General features: G+C 61.3%; 19 protein-coding genes. 9 read left to right on the top strand and 10 right to left on the bottom strand.

Annotation, left to right across the window (positions count from 1 at the left end):
• Positions 1-17: 17 nt before the first annotated feature.
• Genes ACFSYH_RS08315 through ACFSYH_RS08300 form a run of 4 tightly spaced genes read right to left on the bottom strand, consistent with a single transcriptional unit; the run spans position 18 to position 6842 of the window.
• Positions 18-1196: a Wadjet anti-phage system protein JetD domain-containing protein gene (locus ACFSYH_RS08315; protein ID WP_377466429.1), complete on the bottom strand. Its 1179-nt coding sequence runs from the start codon at positions 1194-1196 to the stop codon at positions 18-20.
• Entirely contained in the window at positions 1193-4579 is a 3387-nt protein-coding gene (locus ACFSYH_RS08310; RefSeq protein ID WP_377466428.1) for an ATP-binding protein, read from the bottom strand. The genes ACFSYH_RS08315 and ACFSYH_RS08310 overlap by 4 nt, the downstream gene beginning before the upstream one ends.
• Positions 4576-5355, bottom strand: coding sequence for a DUF4194 domain-containing protein (locus tag ACFSYH_RS08305; protein WP_377466427.1), 780 nt, complete (start codon positions 5353-5355; stop codon positions 4576-4578). The genes ACFSYH_RS08310 and ACFSYH_RS08305 overlap by 4 nt, the downstream gene beginning before the upstream one ends.
• Positions 5352-6842 carry a DUF3375 family protein gene (locus ACFSYH_RS08300; RefSeq protein WP_377466426.1) on the bottom strand — a complete coding sequence of 497 codons (1491 nt, stop codon included), beginning with the start codon at positions 6840-6842 and terminating at the stop codon, positions 5352-5354. Before ACFSYH_RS08300 ends, ACFSYH_RS08305 begins: the two co-directional genes overlap by 4 nt.
• 184 nt (positions 6843-7026) lie before the next feature.
• Here ACFSYH_RS08300 and ACFSYH_RS08295 point away from each other — a divergent pair, with 184 nt between their 5' ends.
• Together ACFSYH_RS08295 and ACFSYH_RS08290 are read left to right on the top strand one after the other, a co-directional pair.
• Positions 7027-7491 (top strand): hypothetical protein, encoded by a 465-nt coding sequence (locus ACFSYH_RS08295; protein WP_377466425.1) that lies wholly within the window; start codon positions 7027-7029, stop codon positions 7489-7491.
• A 404-nt stretch (positions 7492-7895) separates the two neighbouring features.
• On the top strand, positions 7896-8057 hold the full coding sequence (locus ACFSYH_RS08290) for a hypothetical protein (protein WP_377466424.1): 162 nt from the start codon (positions 7896-7898) through the stop codon (positions 8055-8057).
• Positions 8058-8165: 108 nt separating this feature from the next.
• Here ACFSYH_RS08290 and ACFSYH_RS08285 read toward each other — a convergent pair whose 3' ends face one another.
• Together ACFSYH_RS08285 and ACFSYH_RS08280 are read right to left on the bottom strand one after the other, a co-directional pair.
• Positions 8166-8294: a zinc finger domain-containing protein gene (locus ACFSYH_RS08285; protein ID WP_377466423.1), complete on the bottom strand. Its 129-nt coding sequence runs from the start codon at positions 8292-8294 to the stop codon at positions 8166-8168.
• Between the two features lie 29 nt (positions 8295-8323).
• Positions 8324-8506 (bottom strand): ankyrin repeat domain-containing protein, encoded by a 183-nt coding sequence (locus ACFSYH_RS08280; RefSeq protein ID WP_377466422.1) that lies wholly within the window; start codon positions 8504-8506, stop codon positions 8324-8326.
• A 75-nt stretch (positions 8507-8581) separates the two neighbouring features.
• On the opposite strand from ACFSYH_RS08280, the gene ACFSYH_RS08275 reads away from it, so the two are divergent.
• Positions 8582-9118, top strand: coding sequence for a DUF1697 domain-containing protein (locus tag ACFSYH_RS08275; RefSeq protein ID WP_377466421.1), 537 nt, complete (start codon positions 8582-8584; stop codon positions 9116-9118).
• Positions 9119-9188: 70 nt separating this feature from the next.
• Here the strand turns inward: ACFSYH_RS08275 and ACFSYH_RS08270 are convergent, their stop codons facing one another.
• Positions 9189-10211, bottom strand: a complete 1023-nt coding sequence (locus ACFSYH_RS08270) for an LLM class flavin-dependent oxidoreductase (RefSeq protein ID WP_377466420.1) — start codon at positions 10209-10211, stop codon at positions 9189-9191.
• A gap of 562 nt (positions 10212-10773) precedes the next feature.
• On the opposite strand from ACFSYH_RS08270, the gene ACFSYH_RS08265 reads away from it, so the two are divergent.
• The 5 genes from ACFSYH_RS08265 to ACFSYH_RS08245 all read left to right on the top strand — a co-directional run bounded on the left by ACFSYH_RS08265 (position 10774) and on the right by ACFSYH_RS08245 (position 17172).
• Positions 10774-12411 carry an ABC transporter substrate-binding protein gene (locus tag ACFSYH_RS08265; RefSeq protein WP_377466419.1) on the top strand — a complete coding sequence of 546 codons (1638 nt, stop codon included), beginning with the start codon at positions 10774-10776 and terminating at the stop codon, positions 12409-12411.
• A gap of 11 nt (positions 12412-12422) precedes the next feature.
• Positions 12423-13472 (top strand): ABC transporter permease, encoded by a 1050-nt coding sequence (locus tag ACFSYH_RS08260; protein ID WP_377466418.1) that lies wholly within the window; start codon positions 12423-12425, stop codon positions 13470-13472.
• Complete coding sequence (locus ACFSYH_RS08255; protein WP_377466417.1) at positions 13469-14392, top strand: ABC transporter permease; 924 nt, start codon at positions 13469-13471, stop codon at positions 14390-14392. The genes ACFSYH_RS08260 and ACFSYH_RS08255 overlap by 4 nt, the downstream gene beginning before the upstream one ends.
• Positions 14389-16074: a dipeptide ABC transporter ATP-binding protein gene (locus ACFSYH_RS08250; RefSeq protein WP_377466416.1), complete on the top strand. Its 1686-nt coding sequence runs from the start codon at positions 14389-14391 to the stop codon at positions 16072-16074. Before ACFSYH_RS08255 ends, ACFSYH_RS08250 begins: the two co-directional genes overlap by 4 nt.
• Positions 16075-16227: 153 nt before the next feature.
• The gene (locus tag ACFSYH_RS08245) at positions 16228-17172 is read left to right on the top strand and encodes an NAD(P)H-quinone oxidoreductase (RefSeq protein WP_377466415.1); all 945 of its coding nucleotides are present in this window, start codon (positions 16228-16230) and stop codon (positions 17170-17172) included.
• Positions 17173-17188: 16 nt separating this feature from the next.
• On the opposite strand, the gene ACFSYH_RS08240 is transcribed toward ACFSYH_RS08245, so the two are convergent.
• Positions 17189-17623, bottom strand: a complete 435-nt coding sequence (locus ACFSYH_RS08240; RefSeq protein ID WP_377466414.1) for a VOC family protein — start codon at positions 17621-17623, stop codon at positions 17189-17191.
• Between the two features lie 79 nt (positions 17624-17702).
• On the opposite strand from ACFSYH_RS08240, the gene ACFSYH_RS08235 reads away from it, so the two are divergent.
• Positions 17703-18116, top strand: coding sequence for an arsenate reductase ArsC (locus ACFSYH_RS08235; protein WP_377466413.1), 414 nt, complete (start codon positions 17703-17705; stop codon positions 18114-18116).
• Between the two features lie 12 nt (positions 18117-18128).
• Here ACFSYH_RS08235 and ACFSYH_RS08230 read toward each other — a convergent pair whose 3' ends face one another.
• Both ACFSYH_RS08230 and ACFSYH_RS08225 read right to left on the bottom strand, forming a co-directional pair.
• Positions 18129-19124, bottom strand: a complete 996-nt coding sequence (locus ACFSYH_RS08230; RefSeq protein ID WP_377466412.1) for an SRPBCC family protein — start codon at positions 19122-19124, stop codon at positions 18129-18131.
• Positions 19121-19366: a hypothetical protein gene (locus ACFSYH_RS08225; protein WP_377466411.1), complete on the bottom strand. Its 246-nt coding sequence runs from the start codon at positions 19364-19366 to the stop codon at positions 19121-19123. The genes ACFSYH_RS08230 and ACFSYH_RS08225 overlap by 4 nt, the downstream gene beginning before the upstream one ends.
• Positions 19367-19621: the final 255 nt, after the last annotated feature.

Genomic DNA, 19621 nt, shown 5'->3' with positions numbered 1-19621 from the left:
TAGGCGCATAGTCGATGTCATCCAGATGTCGTCTGCGTTCGGATCGTGTTGATGCATGCCACTGCCCGTTCCAAGGGGATGCGTTCCTGCTCGATTCGACGGTGCCCTGAGAGCTGAGGCCTGAGGAGACGTAGGTACAAGTTCTTCTCGTCAGCGCGAAGTTGTTCAACGGGCCTCGGATCGCTCGCGATGATCAATTTTCCATGCTTGTCATGGTTCGTGCCGTATCGCTCGAATTCGTCGTACGTTGCCACGTCCATGAGCATGGTGTCGATGTCTCGGTTGAAATCGGCGCGGTACCCGTTGAGGATCTCGAGTCCTTCCTTGTCGATGTCGCCCCAGTAGACGACGACGGAAGCGTCGCGAATCCAGTCGAACGCTGCCAACGTCCTGCCACCGCTGCCACCGCCTTCGACACTGATGCCTCCGGTGATGGGTGGGAAGTGGATAGCGGTGTCCTTGTTTTCGGAGATCACCACGATCTCGGGCTCGTACGCTGGTCGGAACGCGTCGTCGACGGTGGCCGAGTCGTGAATCCGTCCGCCCGATGCTCGATGTTCCGGATCAAGGTAGGTGAAGTGGATGCGCGACGGGTGGTTTGGCAGGAGTCCCAGGTCGTCGAGACCTGTCAGTGCGCGCACGCCCGCCCCATGGTTTTGCAGCCACTTCGCGTGGACGCCAGGGATCGGCACCTGACGTGGCGTGATGCCAGCCGTCGCGCGCGACGGGTCGGTAAGGTACCAGTCCGCGGCCGCAAGTAGCAACTCGAAGTCCACCTCGCTGTAATTGTCGATCATGCGGATGACCCGCCCGGCGTCGGCGACTTCGGGGAACCGCACACGCACGACGTCGAGGCGCTCACGCCCGCGGACGAGGCGCGTCAGCCAGTCACCGGCGACGACCGCCGCGGCATGGTCAATCGAATCGATCCGCGCATGCGTCGGCACTGCCTGCGTAGTGCCGCCCTGGGCAGCGCGGTTCGTGTACTCGAGCGTGACGCCGTGGATGTGGGCCCAGTCCTGCCATGTGACAGTCTTTGAGTGAATCGCGGCGTAGTCCTGGCGCAGGTCGGCAGCCGTCGGCCGCCCAAGCGGGAACCTGTGCGGGAAAGCTTGCTCGACGCCGGAGAGATCCGCGTGCCATCGGGCGCTCAGACGCCGACGGATGTCGTTCGTGATGGCCTCGGGCATCTTCATGCGACGTCCTCGGCGTCCGGGTCGTCCTGAAGGTCGACGACAAAGGAGTAGCCGCGCTCGTTCTTCGTGACCGTCAGGAGCAGATCCATGTGCGGCTCCAGCGCCGTGACCTTGTCCAACGGCGCACCGATGACGAGCTGGAACCCGAGGTCCTGCCAGGCGCGGACTGACCGTCCGGCGAACTCACTGTCGGATTTCACGAAGCCTTCGTCGAGGAAGACTGGCGCAAACCTCGGCCGCGAGCGGGTCTCGTCGCCGAGCTGATAGCGCAGGGCCGAGCCGACGATGAACGCGACGAGTTCCTGCGTCTCGCCACCGGACTTGCCACCAAGTGAGTCGTGGGTCGCGATCTCGCGCCGATTCCTGATGTCGTCGAGAACGACCGCGGTGATGACGACGTGCTGACGCACGTCCAAATAGCGATCCCGTTGCGACGTCGAGGCCCGGCCTTCGGGGATGGCGATGCGCGTCATGAAGTCGCGGAGCCTCGTGAACCGCGCCATGATCTGCTTGTCGGACATCTCGAGCGCGAGCCCGGACGACAGCTCTCGCAAACCCCGGCGGAACTTGGTGAGGTCATCGCTCTGCAGGCGTCGCGACTTGATCTGCAGGACACCCTTCCCGCCGAACGGGAGGTTCTCGAGGATTCGGTTGATCGGTACGAGGCGCTCTTCGATGTCCTCGAGGGCGAGGTCGAACGCGTCGTTGAGGCCAAGGAGGTCGTCGCTGGACCACGTGGCGAGCTCGCGCCGCCAGCGGTCGCGTCGCTCGTGCAGACCTTCGGAGCGGATCTTGTCGAGGATCTCGCGGTAGCCGTCCGCGGATGCGGCAGCGGTGCCGAGGTTGTGTTCGTCCCACCGCGCCTTGTACGCCTCGAACATGCTCTCCATCGAACTGATGGCCCGGTGAGCACGCTGCCGGGCGGCGACGGTTTCATCGCTCAACCGCTTGCGCAGCGCACGCACGTTCGCGCTGAACGCCTCGAGATCTGTGACGTCCCAGTTAGCGGCGAACAGCGTGTCAAGATACGCCTGTTGGTCATCGGCGACTGCGGCCGTCTGCGCGGCGACGATCGTATCGATGCCGTCCTGGACACTGTCCTGCTCGGAGACGAGGTCGCCGTGCTCCTTGGTGAGCGTCTTGAGCCGTTCTTCGGCGAGGACCCGCACGCGCGTCGCCTCCTTGAACAGCGGCTTGGTCCTCCCCTCCTCAGCCTCGAGCGCGTCGAGGATTGAGTTCGCTGCGCGCAGCCTCTGGACCTCGCCCTCGAGCTCTCGGATCCGCACGCCGATACCGAGCAGGTCGATGCTGGCCCAGTCGGCGTCCACCACGAATCGGTGCGCGTCGCGCTGCAGGCGGAGATTGCTGACCCGCGCTCGGATTGCCTTGATCTGGCTCTGGATGGCATCGATCTGTGGATCGAGCTCGGCGAGCTGTATCTCGATGTCGGCGAGCCGACGCTCGTTGGAGAAGCCGATGATGTTGCCGTCGCCGGATTCGCCGTGCGCTCCACGGCTCCCGTTACGCGTCTGCCCGGATGGGGTGACTCGTGCACCGGGGCCGCTGAGAGATCCGGAGTCGGGTACGCAGAGGTGGTCGACGTTGTCGCCGCTCACGCGGTCCTGGACCCATGCGGAGAAGGGCGAGCCCTTGAACGCGAGCTTCCCCGAGATGTAGCTCGGGTTTCCGCGCCACTCCTGGTGCTCCTCGAGTTGGACGGCCTGGTAATTCAGGCGGGGACTGATCCGGAGGCCGTCGATCGCTGCCGAGAACCTATCGCGGATCCGACGGTCGATGAGGAGCGTGCGCGCGATGCCGCCGAGCGTGTTCTCCACGGCGGTGCGCCAGTGCGCCTCGTCCGGAAGCACGTCGATGAGCTCGGCGACGAACGGCAGGTCGATCTCGGGGTCAAGCCCGGCCGCCTCGGCCATGGCGACCCTGGCTAGGTGCATCCGTCTCGGCACGGCGCTCTTGCGGTTCGCGAGCGAACGCTTCTCATCGAGGAGGTCGATCTGACGGCTCGTCAAGGGTGCAAGCTCGAGCTGGGCGGCGTCCTCCTCGGCCTGGAGCGTCCGCTCGCGTTCCTCGAACCCGGCAAGGAACTCGGCGGAGGCACGCTGTGCTTCGACGAACTGCTCGGCGGTCTCGGGCGCGACGAGGTCGATGGCTTCCGTGCGGGTCTGGAACCTGATGAGGGCCGTGTGGACATCGCCTTGGCTGCGTTCGAGCCGGGCGATCTCTTGTCTGCGCTCCTCGATGGCTTCGCCGCCGTTACTGCGCTTGTCCTCTCGGATTTGGGCAAGCCGCGACTCGTACTGGGACTCCTTGGCCTTCGCCTGCGCGAGCGTGGACGAGATCCCGACGTGCTCGGCCCGGTTCTCGTCCACGGCCGTGTCGAGCAGCGCGCGTTCGGTCCGCAGTCGCCACAGCCGGAAGGGAGAGGGACCTTCGAGGTCAGCGCCGAACTGACTGATGATCTGCGACGTTGCCTCGGCGTCCGCTAGATCCTTCTGCAGATCGGGCAGCCGCGCCAGAGCCTTCTCCTTGTTCGCTGCATCGACCATCTTGGAGTATGAGGCCTCGAGGTCGGCGAAGTGCAGGAGCGCGGTGTCGGCTGCTTCGTAGGTGATCGGCTGCTCGAGGACCATCGTCTTGTACAGTCCATCGACGCGCTTGACCTCCATGCCCGCCTGGACACGGGCGAGCAGGCGCATGGCTTTCCTGCCGCCGTCACCGCCGCCGATGTCCAGGCGGGTGTGGATGGTGGCCTCGAATTCGCGGAACGTGTTGAAGGTGGCCATCCCGGGGATGCTGGTCTTGAGCGCACGCTTCTCGAAGCGTGAGGAGGCCAGCGGTTCGAAGCGTGAGATGTCGAGGTAGCCCTCGTAGGTCGCGTAGGTCGTGGTGACTTCGGAGGTCGCGCTCGCGCCAGCCTTCGCAAAGTAGATGCGTGTGACCGTGTAGCGACGGCCGCTGTCGTTGATGAACGTGCCGGCCAATGCGCCCCAGATCGGCTCGCCATTACCGCCGCGCAGGACCTGGTCGCGCATCTCGCCGGTGCCATCGACGCTACTGGAATCCATCTTTCCTCGCAGATAGCTCAGCAGGTTGCGCTGATCAGCCGAGCGGGCGCGTCCGCCGGCGTCGTTGGACGCACCGTTGAACGGGATATCCGAGGGCATCATCAACGCGAGGTACGCGTCGAGTACGGTCGACTTACCGGTGCCGCTCGCGCCAGACATCAGCGTGGAGCCCGGCGAGAACTTCACCTCGTGACGGCCGTGGAACCCGCCCCAGTTCGCCATCTGCAGCGACTCCATGCGCCACTGCGCATGATCGAGAACGGGCGCAGGTTGAATGGGTGTCACTATCTCGAGCGTCACTCGCTCTCCTCCATCTCGAACAATTGGCCGGGCCCGCCGTCTGCGTCGAGCACGATGTCAATATGCGCGCCAGCATCGGTACCGTTCTGAGCCATGAACCACGCCAGTAGCGCGCGAAGCTTCTCGATCGGCATGAGTACCTCGATGATCGGCGAGATCCGGAACCGATCCGGGTCGCCGGTCTTCAGGATCACGCCCGCCGTGTTCAGGTTCTCGATCGCCTTGTCGGCGCGCTTCTGATCCATGGCGCGGTCCGTCGCGTGCTCCGGCCGCTGACTGGCCACCTCGTCGAGCAGGCTCTGTCGGTCGACGAATACGGCATCGTCGTTCTCCTGGCGCTGTGCGAAGAACCGCTGTCGGAGATGGATCATGACGATGGTCTCCTCCTTCTGGTGCGCGAGGTCGTTCAGCAGCGACGGCAAACGATCTCCGGTCTCGGTGCGGGCCTGGCGCTTGAACGCGACCTGGTACTCGCGGTCGATGTGCAACTCGAGGTACAGGTCGTTGAGGCGGCTCTTAATCAGATCCTGGTCGGCGACCAGCGTCGCCCACTGCTCGGGATGCCGATCGGCCGAGATGTACCGCTGCTTAAGCAGTGCGTGCAGGCAGCGGCGCTGCTCAGGGTAGAGCGTGCCGGTGTCGCCCTCGAACATCGCCAGGCTCTGCACCTCGGCCTCGTCCTCGAGGTTCGGCGCAGGCTGGTCGAGCGCCTCGAAGAAGCTGAGCGCGTCCTCGCCGGTGCCGTCATCGGCGTCGTCAAGCAGAGTTTCGGTCAACTGGGTTCTCCTTCGTCAGCGACGTCGGTTGTCGCCTGGATGGCCGTGGCTGGCATGTGGAATCGGCGGGTGCTCCCGTCCGGGCGCACGGCCAGGACCTGCTCCCGCAGCGCTGGATCGATCTCGGCCCCGATGCGGGTGAGCAAATGCAGCAGCCCGAGTATCTCGACCGGGCGGCGCAGATCCACCGGCAGGTCGTTGAACAGCGCCGCCGCGGAATCGAGATCGCCCGCGCTCAGCATCGCGTCGATGCGCTCGCTCAACTTATCGAGCGTGGGCCCTCCCTGCTTGCGGATCTCGTCCAGGGACAACGCCGCTGGCGCTTGGCTGGACACGTCCTCGAGCGGCGCAGGTGCTTGTTCGCTGTCGGGGTCGAAGGTGCGGAATCGGAGCACGGCGATGTCCATGGCCGGCGGGATGATTTCAACGTCCACCCGGTCACGAGCTCGGGCCGCCTGCATCCACACGCGCATCTCGCGGTCGATGCCCTTGAGCGCCGCGTCGAGCTCGCGGTTGCGAATGTGGTCGTAGTTCTCGATATGCTCGCGCAGCGTGGCGCTTGCGCGATGGCGCTGTTCCAAGACGTCATCCCTTCCGCGGCGAATCACGTTCACGGCCGTCCGGAGCTGACGCGTCTCGTCAGGCAGGAGCATGCCTGCCAGCGGATGCGCAAGGATGCGCTCGAGATCGTCGCGCAAGTTCATCAGCCAGTCGCGGTTGCGCAGCAGCTCCGTCGCGCCCTCGAATGCCCGCCCTTCCGGAGTCCCGGTCAGCAGCATGGCCGACTGCTCAAGATAGTCGTCGACTACTTCGCCGATGGGGCGTACCTCCTCGCGGAACTTCTTCGTGATGGCCTGGTGCATGTCCCGGACAGCTTCTTCGACGCGGCGGAAGTCCGACGGTAACCCGTCGAGCTCGCGCAGCACGTTCGAGAACTGCTCGGTTACCTCAGACTCGGTTGCCTGCGGCATCTCACCGCCCGAGTCGAGATGATCAAACTCGGCCTGCAGGCGCGCGATCTCTTCAGCGAGCCGGCGCTTGCGCTCCTCGCGATCCGGATTCGCGGCCAAGGCAGCCTCGGAGATGACGCGGCGCATGGTCTCGATGCGCGATAGGGAGACGTTCAGCTGCGTTCTCGTCGCCCTGGTGACGTACTCCAGAGCCTGCTTGGCATCGCCAGTCAGCTGGTACGTCTCCTCGCCTTGGCCCGGGTCGCGGTACAGCCAGCGCTCACGGACCCATTGCATCGCCAGCGTCTTCCCACTGTTCGTCTTCGCGATGCTGTACCCGCTGGCGTTCAGCTCATCGAGCAGCGCGTCGACGACTGTGTGGAACTGCTCGACCGGGACCGGCTGCGCGTCCTCGGGAAAGGCGTTGGCGAACAGCGGCAGCGCGATGCTGGCGGACTTACGGTCCAGCAGCTTCAGTGTTGGCGTGTTGAGCGCCGCTTCTATCCGAGCGACGTCGCCTTCGATCCTGCTCCCCATTGCTCCCCTCCGTTGACGCGATCTCCCAGCTCATGCGCACGCTCAGTATGGCGGGTGCCACTGACATTGCGAGCAGTCTTCGTGATTGGGAATCTACCAGGTTGCGTATGACAATGCTGCACTAAACGTCATACGCAAATACCTGTGGCTATCTGGGGCCACTTGGGTCGAAGGGAGCGCGGCTGTGGCCGTTGTGAACATCAGAGTTGAAGACCACGTCCGCGACCTCCTCAAGCGCAAGGCCGACGACGAGGGTGTGACGCTCAGCGAGTATGTGCGCGAGGTGCTCGTGGCGGCGATCATCCCAGTTGGCACGGCAGCCACCACGGAGCATGGTGACGAACAAGCTCCGGAGACGATGACCTTGTTCAAGCGGCACGATGGCGGGAACTCGCACATCCCCACGCTGGCCTGGTACTCGCGACTGCTCGCGGAGTACCGACGCATCATGGACGCACGTGAGCGCGGCCACACGCGAGAGAGCTACTTGCTCTCAGCCGCAGAGCTACGGCAGGTGAAGGATGCACGGACACACCCGTCGACTCGGCGGAACATGGGGACTGCTGCACGGATAGGTGATAGGTCACCTACTCTTGCAGCAGTCCCGTCTGAGGTCGAGTCGGGCGAGATCACTCCCGACACCCTGTAACGGCTGCTCGCGGGCACCGCTACCGGGTCGAGGATCCCCACACGCAAGTCGAGATAGCCAACGGATAGACACCGAGGGGATGCAGCCAGAAGATCGAAAAGAAAAGATACCCCGCGAGCATTCAGCCCTCGGGGTATCTCCGCCAATGTCCATCGCATCTGCGCTCTATGTATTGATCCGGGCAGAGTCACTGGCGAGGTGCAGTCGCAGAGACTCGTCCATGGTCGCGCGCGCAGCTTCAACCTTCATGTGGTCAGCCACAGGCCAGACAGAGAACCGGCTCTGCATCGCCCCGACCTGTTCAAGCAGCGAGTGAGGCGCACCGCCCGCCACCAGATCCTCGCATCGGGTTTCGGAACCCCTTCTGCGAACGAGCCCGCGCTTCTGTTCTCGATACCGCCTCGTTGAGCGCAACCGCACAGCGGATGCTCCTCTCCCCCGGTATCGGCCTGGTGCGCACCACTAGCGACACTCAGGCTCGCCATCCGGAACGCTCAGCGAGCGCGTGGAACACGCCTACGAGCACCTGCTCACTCATCGTGAAGAGCGTTCCGAGCGCACTTTGAACAATTGAAAGCAGGAGATCGAAGTGACATTAATGGAGAAAGAGCGCTATTAAGCGCGATTAATAGATACTGGCCCTGACCAGGTAAAAATCTGCATCTAACTTGTGGCTACGAAGAGCGCTTGCGCTGACACTGAGGACAGAAAAACGAGGATCGGTTCATAAATTTCACTCGTCGAATGGGTGATCCACACCGCGAGCAGGGTTGCTGCTCGCGGCCATAAGCACATAAATGCATATGGAATGAACCGACTGTCGCATAGGCATTTACGTCTGCCCGTGCTCGATCAATAACTCAAGCACGGGTAGGTGCCCCTGTGAGATTGCAGCGGTCAGTGGCCGATGACCGCCACCCTTACGCATCCAGTCAGGGTCTGCTCCCTGTCCGATAAGCGCTGCAACTTTCGTGACATCTCCACGCTCGCTCGCTGTGACCAGATGATGTGACATGGCTTCTTCTCTCCTGCTCTCCTAGGAGCACTGAAAATGGCTGAGAACGCTCTTGATGTAGTTTAGGCTGACCGCATGAGCATCTGGGTGGCGCTTCTGCGCGGGGTAAACGTCAACGGCATCACTGTGCGTAGCGCAGACTTGGCCGGGCTTTTCCGCGACTTGGGGTTCGAACAGGTAAAAACGGTTCTTGCCTCGGGAAACGTACGATTTAACGCTTCTGGTGACGACAGCGCGGACACGCAGGAGAAACTAAAACAACGAATCGAGGCCGGGTTACGCGAGCGATTCGGGTATGACGCCTGGATCGTGCTTGTCCCACATGAGGCGCTCGCCGATCTGATTGACGCCTACCCATTTGCGCAGGACTCCGAGCATCACGCCTACGTCGTCTTTGCATCCACCGAAGAGGCTCGCGATGACCTTCTGAGCGGCGTGCAGGAGGGCAGTGCTGATGCGGTCGAGCACGTCGCAGGGGGAGCGGGAGTTGTCTACTGGCGCTGCCCCAAAGGCGGCAGCACCGATACGCCGTTCTCCAAGCATGCGGCCAAAGTCCGTTTCAAAGCCACGACCACCAACCGCAACATCAACACGCTGCGCAAACTCCTCTGACTACCTCATGCGAGGTCGCCAAATCAGGCCTCTCTTTGATGAGCGCCCGGGATCTATCGGTCACATCACGCTACCGCCAGCCAAGCCCGGGAGCCACGTGGGTCAGGATTGACTCGATGACGTGTGCGTTGTAGTCCACACCGAGTTGATTTGGCACGGTCAAAAGAAGGGTGTCTGCTTCTTTGATGGCCTCATCGCGTGAGAGTTGTTCGATCAGTTGATCTGGTTCGTCGGCATAGGTGCGTCCAAAGACGGCAAGGCCTTCACTGCCGATCGAACCGAACGAGTCCTGACGCTCTCCCGCAAGCCCGAAGTTACGGCGGTCCTCGTCGTTGACCAGGGCGAAGATGGAGCGTGACACCGACACTCGAGGCTCGAAATCGTGTCCCTGCTCTTTCCAGGCCTCGCGGAAGACTCGGATTTGCTTAGCCTGTTGGATGTGTAGTGGCTCGCCTGATTCATCGACCTTGAGGGTTGAACTCATCAGGTTCATGCCTTTTTCTGCGGCCCACACAGCAGTTGAATCAGAGCCTGCTCCCCACCAGATGCGTTTGCGCAGGGTTTCGGAATGTGGTTCAAGGCGCAGTGGTCCTGGCGGGTTGGGGAACATCGGGCGGGGGTTGGGCTCCGCGAATCCTTCTCCCCTGAGCAGCGTCAGGAAGACATCGGTGTGTTCGCGGGCCATGTCCGCGTCCGTTTTACCATCTGCAGGCACGTGGCCGAAGTGGCGGTAACCGTCTATCACCTGCTCGGGTGAGCCACGGGAGATCCCGAGTTGCAGGCGTTCCCCCGAGATGAGGTCGGCGGCTCCCGCTTCCTCCGCCATGTAGAACGGGTTCTCGTAGCGCATGTCGATCACGCCCGTTCCAATCTCAATGCGGTTGGTGCGTGCAGCAATCGCGGATAGCAGAGGGAAGGGCGAAGCGAGTTGGCGTGCGAAGTGGTGTACGCGGAAGTATGCGCCGTCTGCCCCCAGATCCTCCGCTGCTTGCGCGAGGTCGATGGACTGAAGTAGCACGTCACGCGCCGTACGCGTCTGGCTGGCGGGATGTGGGGTCCAGTGTCCGAAGGAGAGGAATCCGATGTTCTTCATATGCGCTCCAACGTGCGTAGACACCCAACTATTCCGAAATGCTTGAAACTTCATCTATTTATTCCCGACGATACGCGCGTTCCATCCCCGGCGCGCTTTGGCACTCTGCCCGTCTTCCGTGGACGGGGCGAGATTTCGGGTGCCTTCCTTGAGGAGTCGTCGGCGCGAGTGCTGGAAGGCGGCCTTGGCTGCCCACTGCGTGACGCGGGTGGGCGCTCTTGAAGGAGCGACTCGTCGGCAATGGGCAAGGTGCCGGCTGCGCCGAGGCGCTTATTGTGTATATCTCGCAATTCGAGACAATCCCTATTGTCTCGAATGTGTCCTACCTCACTCATTGATTTCCTATGTTAACTACCGGGCGGTCGGTAGAGGGTGCGGAAGCGGTGGTCCGGGCGATGTGGTTAAGAGCGGCCTCCGAGAATTGATTTTCATGGTTTAACAAGGGGAAACATTGAAGATTCGGCTGCTGATGGAGTCGGGGAAACCGATGACGTTAACCCTTTAACATTGAGGACCAGCGGGATCTCCCCGCCACAACATTTCGCACGCTTGGAGGATTCTCGTGACAACAACGAGACGATCGTCATCACGTGCCGGTATTTTTGCTGGCGCGATTGCAACTACCCTGTTGCTCACCGCCTGCAGCGGTGGCAACACGGACGCAGAATCCACTGCGTCGACCGGGGAGAAGACCGAGCCGCAAAGGCTCAAGGTAGCCTTCAGCCACGACTCCGAGAACTACGATCCGCAACAGCCACCGCAGACTGTCACCCGTCTTATCTCGCGTCAGATCACCGACACTCTGACCGAGCAGGACCCCAAAACTGGAGAGATCCTCCCGCACCTCGCAACCGAATGGGAGATCTCTGAAGATGCCAGCACATTCACGTTCACACTCCGCCAGGACGTCACCTTCTCGGATGGAACCCCATTCAACGCTGAAGTTGTGAAGAACAACTTCGACCGCATCATCGAGCTGGGCGCGCTTTCTCGAGTCGCAGGTGGACAACTCCGCGGATACCAGAGCGCTGAGGCAGTTGACGAGTACACGGTGCGCGTCACGTTCGATGGTCCCAACGCACAGTTCCTGCAGGCTACCGCTTCGCAACCACTGGGAATCCTGGCACAGGCGACCCTGGAGCTGTCCCCGGAGGAAGCCGCGGCGGGCAATGTCATCGGAACAGGGCCCTACACCCTTGAGTCGTACTCCCCGGACAGCGGAATCGTACTCAAAGCACGGGAAGACTATGCCTGGCCATCGCCCATCTACACCAACTCTGCTGGCGAGGCATACTTCGACACCGTGGAAATCTCATTTGTCAAAGAACCGACCACTATCGCCGGATCGTTGACAGGCAAGCAACTGGACCTGGCCTTCGAGATCGACCCGGCATCCGTCTCCACGGTTGACGCATCGAGCACCGCCTACATCGAACAGTTGCCAACGCCGGGTATCTCAATTCCACTGCTGCCACTTCCACAGAGCGAAGTACTCAGTGACGTCAAGGTTCGCCAGGCGCTCAACCACGCAACCGACCGAGAAACCATCGTCAAGACCGTCTATCAGGGCCTTAACGATCCGGCGACCTCGGTGCTTTCGCCAATCACCCCGTACTACACGGACTTGAGCGAATACCTCACGTTCGATGTTGACAAGGCAAACCAGCTCCTCGACGAGGCGGGCTGGACGGAACGCGACAGTGACGGGTTCCGCACCAAAGACGACAAACGCCTATCGATTGAGACCAAGTACTCTGGCGCAGGAACCAGTACAGAACTGCTCCTCCAGGCGCTCCAGGCACAGTGGAAGACGGTCGGCCTCGAATTCGTGCTGACTCCAGTACAGGCGCAAGAAATCGCGGAGTTCCAACTGCACACCTACCCATTCGACATCACCACGTGGAGTCAAGGTCGAGCGGAACCCGATGTGCTCCGTACCGTGTTCTCCTCGTTCTACGAAGGGCAGTCGGTACGCTTCGACAACGCTGACGAGGAACTGGATGAACTTCTTGTTGCCCTGCAGTCTGCAACCGGCGACGATCGTGCAGCCGCTGCAGAATCTGCTCAGCGGGACATCCTGGAAAAGGGTTACGCCCTACCGATCTACGACCCCAAGCGCTTCATCGGAGTCTCCAATGAATTGCAGGGCTTCAACGTCGACATCGAGGCAAAGCCGATCTTCTACGATCTGAGCAAGTAACGAGAACTTCCATGAACCACCGCATCACTGGAAACGCCGCCACGCGACGTTACGTCTTGCGCAGGTTGGGACAGGGGGTGATCGTCCTATGGGGGGCGATCACCCTCTCTTTCCTTGTCCTGCATTTTGTGCCCGGCGACCCGGTAGACATCATGCTCGGAGGCGACGGCTCCAGCGATTCCGGGTCCACGGCATCAGCCGAACAGAAGGAAGAGTTACGTGCCCAACTGGGGTTGGACCGGCCCATCATCGTGCAATACCTGACGTTCGTGTGGGGCGCACTTCGACTGGACTTCGGGAACTCCTACTCCACGATGCGGCCAGTATCGGATCTTGTCCTCGAAGGGCTGCCGCATACTCTCCAACTAGGAGCCGTCAGTATCCTTCTGACGGTCGCACTCGGTTTCGTGTTCGCCCTTGGCAGCGTTTTACTGCCAACCGCCGCACTTCGATCGCTGTTCCAAACCATCACCGTTGTGGGAGTCTCGTTCCCCTCCTTCTGGGTCGGAATCATCCTGCTTCAGGTGTTCTCGTTTGGGCTTGGCTGGTTTCCCGCATTCGGGAATGAGGGATTCCAGACCCTGATCCTTCCCGCATTCACCCTCGCGCTCATCACTGCCGGGTCTCTGGCCCAGGTACTCACTCGAGGTCTCAACGATGCGTTGGCGCAACCGTATGCCGACACCGCACGAGCAAAGGGCGTCGCCCACGTGCGTCTTGTTGTGAACCATGCGCTGCGTAATGCCTCGCTTCCGGTGTTCACCATGGTGGGCATGCTGGTCGGCTCCCTGCTGTCCGGTGCCACGATTGTGGAGACGGTGTTTGGGCGTTACGGCTTGGGCAGCATCATGGTCAGAGCCCTGCAAACCCAGGATTTCCCTGTCATTCAGGCATTTATCGTTCTATCCGGTGGACTGTTTGTGATCGTGACGCTCATCGTCGACCTGCTTTACCGGTACATTGACCCCCGCGTCGTGCTCCCTAATTCTGGCAGCGCGAAAGCCTCCCTGTTCTCCAGACGATCCACCCAACAAAGTGCTTCCACCGGAGGTGTCTCATGAGCGCACCGGTACTCCCATCCGTTGTGGTCCCTCCCCAACAGGATCTCAAGCAGCCTGCGAAATCGTTGAACACCAGGCGTTCAGGTGCAGTGGACAGCAGATCAAAACGGGCTGTCAGGGCGCTCATAACGCAGCCCGGTCTCCTCTTGGCACTACTGTTCTGTGCGGTGGTCATCGCGTGGACGATCGCTCCATCGGCTTTCACGTCGATTGATCCGGTTGACGACCTGGATTCCGCGGCATCGCTTTCGGGGCCAAGCAGTGCGCACTGGTTTGGCACCGACGCGCTTGGACGGGACGTCTTCTCACGGGTCGTGCACGGGACGCGGGTCTCCGTCATCGCCGCGGTCATCGCGACATCGCTCAGCCTCGTTGTCGGCAGCATCCTCGGGGTCACGGCAGGATATATTGGCGGCTGGTTTGACTCCGTCATCTCACGCACGGTCGACGTACTGGTGGCAATACCGTCGCTGCTGTTGTCAATGGCTGTGGTTTCGATCCTTGGGTTCGGAGTCACTAACGTTGCGATTGCGGTGGGTGTCGCCGGTATCCCATCATTTGTCCGAATTACCAGGGCTGAGACGCTGAGAATCAAATCGTTCGCCTACATCGATGCCTCGCGTGCGATGGGTCAGGGGAATCTGCGGATTATCTTCGCCCATGTGTTGCCCAATGCCGCAGGGGCAGTGTTCGTTTTGGCCGCATTGGATCTGGGTGGTGCGGTGCTATCGATCTCCGCGCTGAGCTTCCTCGGTTTTGGAAACGTGCCACCCACCCCGGAATGGGGCTCAATGGTGTCCGAGGGCCGCGTACACATCGCCGGTGCCTGGTGGTTGACAACATTCCCGGGGCTCGCCATTGCGGGTCTGGTGTTGTCCGCAAACCGAATCAGTCGTCAGTTTGGAGCGCGTAGAAGATGAGTCGACAGATCCTCGACGTACGGGGCCTAGACGTTGTCTACAAACTGTCCGATCGAACTAATCATGCCGTGCGTGCCATCGACTTCGGCATTGCAGCGGGTTCCATCACTGCGCTTGTCGGTGAATCGGGCTCTGGGAAATCCACGGTGGGTAAAGCCATCATGGGGTTGCACCACGGCCGCACCAAGGTTCGCGGGGCGATCAGCTTCCACGGACGGAACCTGCTTGAGAACTCTTCAAGGCAGTGGCGTGACGTGCGTGGACGTCAGATCGCCCTCGTTCCACAGGATCCGCTGGCAGGGCTCAATCCCCTCAAGACCATTGGCCAGCAGGTCGGCGAGGTGCTGTTCATTCATGGGCTTGCCCGAGGTGAGCAGCTCACGCAGAAGGTAATTGCGGCTCTGGAGTCCGCTGGCCTGCCGGATGCTCGCGAGCGCCTGGGAGACTATCCGCACCAGTTCTCCGGGGGACAGCGTCAGCGTATTCTCATCGCCATGGCGCTCGTGGCTGAACCAGACCTCATCATTGCGGATGAACCCACGTCTGCCCTGGACGTGACGGTGCAGCGGCTCATCCTGGACAATCTGGTCGGCAACGTTCGCGAAAAGAACACGGCACTGCTGCTGATCACGCACGATCTTGCGGTTGCCTCGGATCGAGCCGACTCGGTGATCGTGATGAACCAGGGCGAGATCGTGGAGCACGAACGAGCGGCCCAGTTGTTTACTGCTCCGCAACACCCCTACACCATCAAGCTCCTGCAGTCCGCTCCCGCATTACATTCCGAGCCGCTGATCGCTCCCCGTGTGGGTGTCGGCAACGTTACGAAGCCAGTCCAAGACCTCACCGACAACCGCGTTGAGAACACGGGAGAAAAAGACACCGAGACAGGAGGAACCCTGCCGGTAGTCGCCTCGGTGAGAGCCGTGAACAAGACCTTCCTGTCCGCCAGCGGTCGTTCAGTGGCGGCGGTCCAGGACGTGTCGTTGACTCTGCACAGCGGAGTCAGCTACGCGTTGGTGGGGGAGTCTGGCTCCGGTAAGACCACGACAGCACGCATCCTCCTGGGGCTGGAGACGCCAGACAGCGGCAGCATCCAGGTGGGTGGCCAATCTTGGAACACCACACCGACACGAGTTGCGCGGCGAGCACTCGCCAGCGTCATGCAGCCCGTGTTCCAAGACCCGTATTCCTCCCTCGATCCCACCCACAAGATCGGCAGATTGATCACGGAGCCGATGCGGGTGCTGGGCGGTAGTTCGCGTGCCCAGAGAACAGCGCGACTGCGAGAGCTCCTGGACCGGGTGCGACTGCCCCAGGACGTCATCGGGCGCAAGGTGTTCGAACTGTCTGGTGGTCAACTACAGCGGGTGGCGATTGCTCGGGCGTTGACTGTCAACCCGGATCTGGTGGTGCTTGACGAGCCGGTGAGCGCATTGGATGTCTCGGTCCAAGCGCAGGTTCTGGAACTGCTTGCCGAACTACACCGAGACGCAGGGCTGACCTATCTGATGATCTCCCATGATCTGGCGGTCGTGCGGCTTATCTGCCACCAGGTAGCTGTGATGCAGCAAGGAAGAATCGTGGAACGAGGTGCCACGACCGATGTGTTTGAGCGCCCGCAACATGAATACACGCGGGAACTGCTGGATGCGATTCCAGGCCGTGAGGTAAACGTGTGAAACTTGGCCAACCCTAGTCAGGAGACGACTGGGCGCTTTGAAAGCGTACCCGCTGGGAGGCGAGTGCAGACGGAAGTGACAGGATCGTCGCCAATCCCACAAGACGCGCTCGCGGATCGAAGCGGGGCGTAACGGCTTTGATAGCCTGACGAAATGCGCGCCATGACCATTAGCAAGGATCATCGTCTTGAGTTGGCCGACCTCCCCGAGCCGGTTCCGGCTGACGGGGAGGTGTTGATTGACGTCGTTGCCGCGGGCGTGAACCGTGCGGACCTTGTGCAAGTGGCTGGGAAGTATCCGCCACCGCCCGGCGCGTCTCCGCTGCCAGGACTAGAGGTATCTGGACGCCGCCGCGATACGGGCGAAGAGGTTGTCGCGCTCCTTGCTGGTGGAGGCTACGCCGAGGTGGTTGCCGTACCTCACGAACAGTTGCTGCCCGCCCCACCCGGGCTCTCACTGGTAGACGCCGCTGGCCTTATCGAGGTTGCCGCGACCGTGGTGTCCAATCTGGTGATCGAGGCGGGTGTGCCCGTGGACTGCGCTGCCTCGCAAACGGTGCTCGTACACGGTGGCACTGGGGGAATTGGGTCGTTCGCCATCCAATTTGCCCATGCGCTAGGGCACCGTGTGCTCACTACCGTTGGCTCGGACGCTGGAGTGGAGCAAGCCTTGAAACTAGGTGCTGATCAGGCATGGAATCGGCACACTACGGATGTTCGCGCGGCGGTTTCCGAGGCTGGCGGTGCAGACGTCATCCTCGATGTTGTGGGCGGGTCCGGCCTTAGCGACAACGTGCGCATGCTGCGTGAGCATGGTCGCCTAGTGGTCATCGGCTTGCTGGGTGGGCCACGCGGGGAACTCGACCTCGGCGTGCTGATGTCCAAGCGTGCGCGGGTCATCGGAACTACCCTGCGTTCCCGGCCCCCTCAAGACAAGGGCGCTATCCTCGCTCGTACGCAGGAAATAGTGTGGCCGCTGCTCGCATCGGGAGCCATCCAACTGCCCATCCATGCACGCTTGCCCCTGACGGAAGCTGCTCAAGCACATCGGATACTGCGCGACGGAGGACACCTCGGCAAGGTCATCCTAGAGGTGTGAACCGCGGGTGCGCGGACTAGTCGAGGCAGAACTCGTTTCCCTCAACGTCCTGCATGACCATGCAGGATTCGTTGAAGCCGTCCGCAGGTAGGAGCCGCACCCGCTGCGCGCCAAGCTCTTCCAGCCGCGTTGCCTCCTTCTCAAGGGCTGCAAGGCGTTCCTCGCCTCGAAGACCGGTCACCACACGCACGTCAAGGTGCACGCGGTTCTTCACGACCTTGCCCTCGGGAACGCGCTGGAAGTACAGGCGTGGACCAACGCCATTCGGGTCTTGGCATGCGCTCGCGCCACCCTGCTGTTCGGGCGGGAGTGTGGCATCGAACGCGTCCCACGAGTCAAAGCCGGGAGGCGGATCTGGAAAGACGTACCCAAGGACATGGTTCCAAAACTCTGCGACCCGCATCGGGTTTTCGCAGTCGAACGTAATCTGCACCTGCTTCACATCAGCCATTGAAAAAGTCTATTCGAGTGCCACAGCGTGCGCTTGGTAAGCCATCAAGAATTCACGTGAGTGCTGTAGTGTGCTCGCCATGCAACCCCACGAGTCAAAGCCCAGTGTGCTGTTCGTCTGCGTACACAATGCAGGTCGATCCCAGATGGCCGCAGGCTACCTACGTCACCTTTCTGGCGACCGCATTGAAGTCTGTTCCGCCGGGTCGATGCCCGCCGAGCAGATCAACCCCGTGGCAGTTCAGGCGATGCAGGAAGAAGGCATCGACATCACCGGCGAACAACCCAAAATCCTCACGGTTGACGCGGTCGCGGCAACCGACGTTGTGATCACGATGGGCTGCGGCGACACCTGCCCCTACTTCCCCGGCAAGCGGTACGAGGATTGGAAACTGGATGACCCTGCAGGGCAGGGCATCGAGGCTGTCCGCCCGATTCGCGACGAGATCAAGACTCGCGTTCAACGCCTCGTTGCGGATTTGCTCGTTCAGTAGCGGCTTGGGCACTCAGCGGAAATTCCGGCTGATGGCGCTACTCAGTTGCGAAAGTTGCAGCCACACTAAGGCTCGAGCCAGGGGGCGCATAACCCAAGCGATGAGCGGAAGTCGTGTACGTTGCGGGTTCCGTTCCCACGTCAGGCTTAACCGCAAGTGCGTTCCACCTGCGGCTGGCTCCAACTCAACCCGAATACGTCTAGCGTTGGCGGAGGGTGCATCGGGGTAAGTGAATCGCCACTCAAGCGTGTGTGGCTCGCTTTTTTGGAGTAGTTCGACCCGCTGCTGAATTAGTGAGGGTTTGATTTTGATCGGCTTTCCATCCAACCGTTGCGTGCGGGCGTGAGCCTGCCATGTTGACCCGGTGACGGCTGTTTCTTCATCGTCAATGGTGACTGCGCTGATGCTTGGTTCCCAGTCCGGCATGCGGAGCGGGTCAGCCAGCAGGGCCCACACCTGCTCAACAGCAGCTGGTGCGAACCCTTCCGAAACGCCTGCTAGGTTCTGCCGTGATTTTTGAGCAGACCGTGTCGCCGACCGATACTGTTCTGCTTTATCGAGCGTAGAAATGACCTGCTGTGGCGTTGTGTTGAGGCGATGCAAAATGGCTTCGATCATTCCGCTGGGCTCGACTACAAGTTCGCGCAAGGCGGCTGCTGCGTCTCCGCGAGCACCGCTCTCATTGGCCTTTTTAATGACGACTAGCGGACCCTCGCCCCATTGATAGCCAGCAGTCTGGTGAAACACGATCTCGCCAGGCTCCGGCATGGTTGTGGAGATTCCTAGGGATTCGAGTTGTGCGGCATGCTGTGCCGTGACTGCATCACGCGCCGAATCGAGTGTGATCCCTAGACTGCGTAGGACTTGACCGGCAAGTTGTTCATTGACCACGAGAGCCAGAAACATGTGGTCGATCTCTGCCGTGCGCTGACCATACCGTGAGGCCTCTTCCATCGCGGTGAGTGAGAGCGTGTGTGCAGTGGCTGCCGCATTCGTGAACTTGCTCAACGGTTCCTCCGTGGGGTTGGGATCGTCTGATCGATCTTCTTCGAGTACTTTTTGTGGACTGCCTGCCGGCTCACCCCGAGAGCTTCTGCAACGTCCGACCATCCCATACCTGCGCGTAATGCTGCTTCGACTTGAGTGAGTTCTAGGCGTTCAGTCAAAACTCTCAACGAGGCAACAGCGCGTAGGCCGGATCGTGGATCGCTTGTGTTGGCTGCGATATCTGTTAGATGCATAGACTCCATGTTGTCAACCTATGTTGCTAAGGATTTCTTGTCAACCTTGATTGCTAAGATCCGGTGTTGCGAACCGAGGGCTACTGCACAGATTGGCGACGACACGGTTCCTTCCAGCGCAACTCACCTCCCGGCGGCGGTGCGCTGGAAGAAATGGCTCGTCGACAATTTCGTCTGCTTAACAGCTTCGCGAGTGGGGAGCCCACACGCAGTGGAGGCGTTCACGAGACGAATAAAGTTGGGGTGTCGGAGGGGAACTATAGA

This window comes from Populibacterium corticicola, assembly GCF_042683685.1.
Classification (GTDB): Bacteria; Actinomycetota; Actinomycetes; order Actinomycetales; family Cellulomonadaceae; genus Timonella; species Timonella corticicola.
This window is presented reverse-complemented; position numbering and strand designations above follow the sequence as displayed.

Excerpts from the sequence above, each read along its gene's own strand:
- ACFSYH_RS08235 (WP_377466413.1), top strand. The coding sequence starts at position 17,703 with ATGCAACCCCACGAGTCAAAGCCCAGTGTGCTGTTCGTCTGCGTACAC.
- ACFSYH_RS08280 (WP_377466422.1), bottom strand. The coding sequence starts at position 8,506 with ATGTCACATCATCTGGTCACAGCGAGCGAGCGTGGAGATGTCACGAAA.
- ACFSYH_RS08300 (WP_377466426.1), bottom strand. The coding sequence starts at position 6,842 with ATGGGGAGCAGGATCGAAGGCGACGTCGCTCGGATAGAAGCGGCGCTC.
- ACFSYH_RS08270 (WP_377466420.1), bottom strand. The coding sequence starts at position 10,211 with ATGAAGAACATCGGATTCCTCTCCTTCGGACACTGGACCCCACATCCC.
- ACFSYH_RS08250 (WP_377466416.1), top strand. The coding sequence starts at position 14,389 with ATGAGTCGACAGATCCTCGACGTACGGGGCCTAGACGTTGTCTACAAA.
- ACFSYH_RS08245 (WP_377466415.1), top strand. The coding sequence starts at position 16,228 with ATGCGCGCCATGACCATTAGCAAGGATCATCGTCTTGAGTTGGCCGAC.
- ACFSYH_RS08285 (WP_377466423.1), bottom strand. The coding sequence starts at position 8,294 with ATGCATTTATGTGCTTATGGCCGCGAGCAGCAACCCTGCTCGCGGTGT.
- ACFSYH_RS08240 (WP_377466414.1), bottom strand. The coding sequence starts at position 17,623 with ATGGCTGATGTGAAGCAGGTGCAGATTACGTTCGACTGCGAAAACCCG.
- ACFSYH_RS08275 (WP_377466421.1), top strand. The coding sequence starts at position 8,582 with ATGAGCATCTGGGTGGCGCTTCTGCGCGGGGTAAACGTCAACGGCATC.
- ACFSYH_RS08255 (WP_377466417.1), top strand. The coding sequence starts at position 13,469 with ATGAGCGCACCGGTACTCCCATCCGTTGTGGTCCCTCCCCAACAGGAT.
- ACFSYH_RS08225 (WP_377466411.1), bottom strand. The coding sequence starts at position 19,366 with ATGGAGTCTATGCATCTAACAGATATCGCAGCCAACACAAGCGATCCA.
- ACFSYH_RS08260 (WP_377466418.1), top strand. The coding sequence starts at position 12,423 with ATGAACCACCGCATCACTGGAAACGCCGCCACGCGACGTTACGTCTTG.
- ACFSYH_RS08315 (WP_377466429.1), bottom strand. The coding sequence starts at position 1,196 with ATGAAGATGCCCGAGGCCATCACGAACGACATCCGTCGGCGTCTGAGC.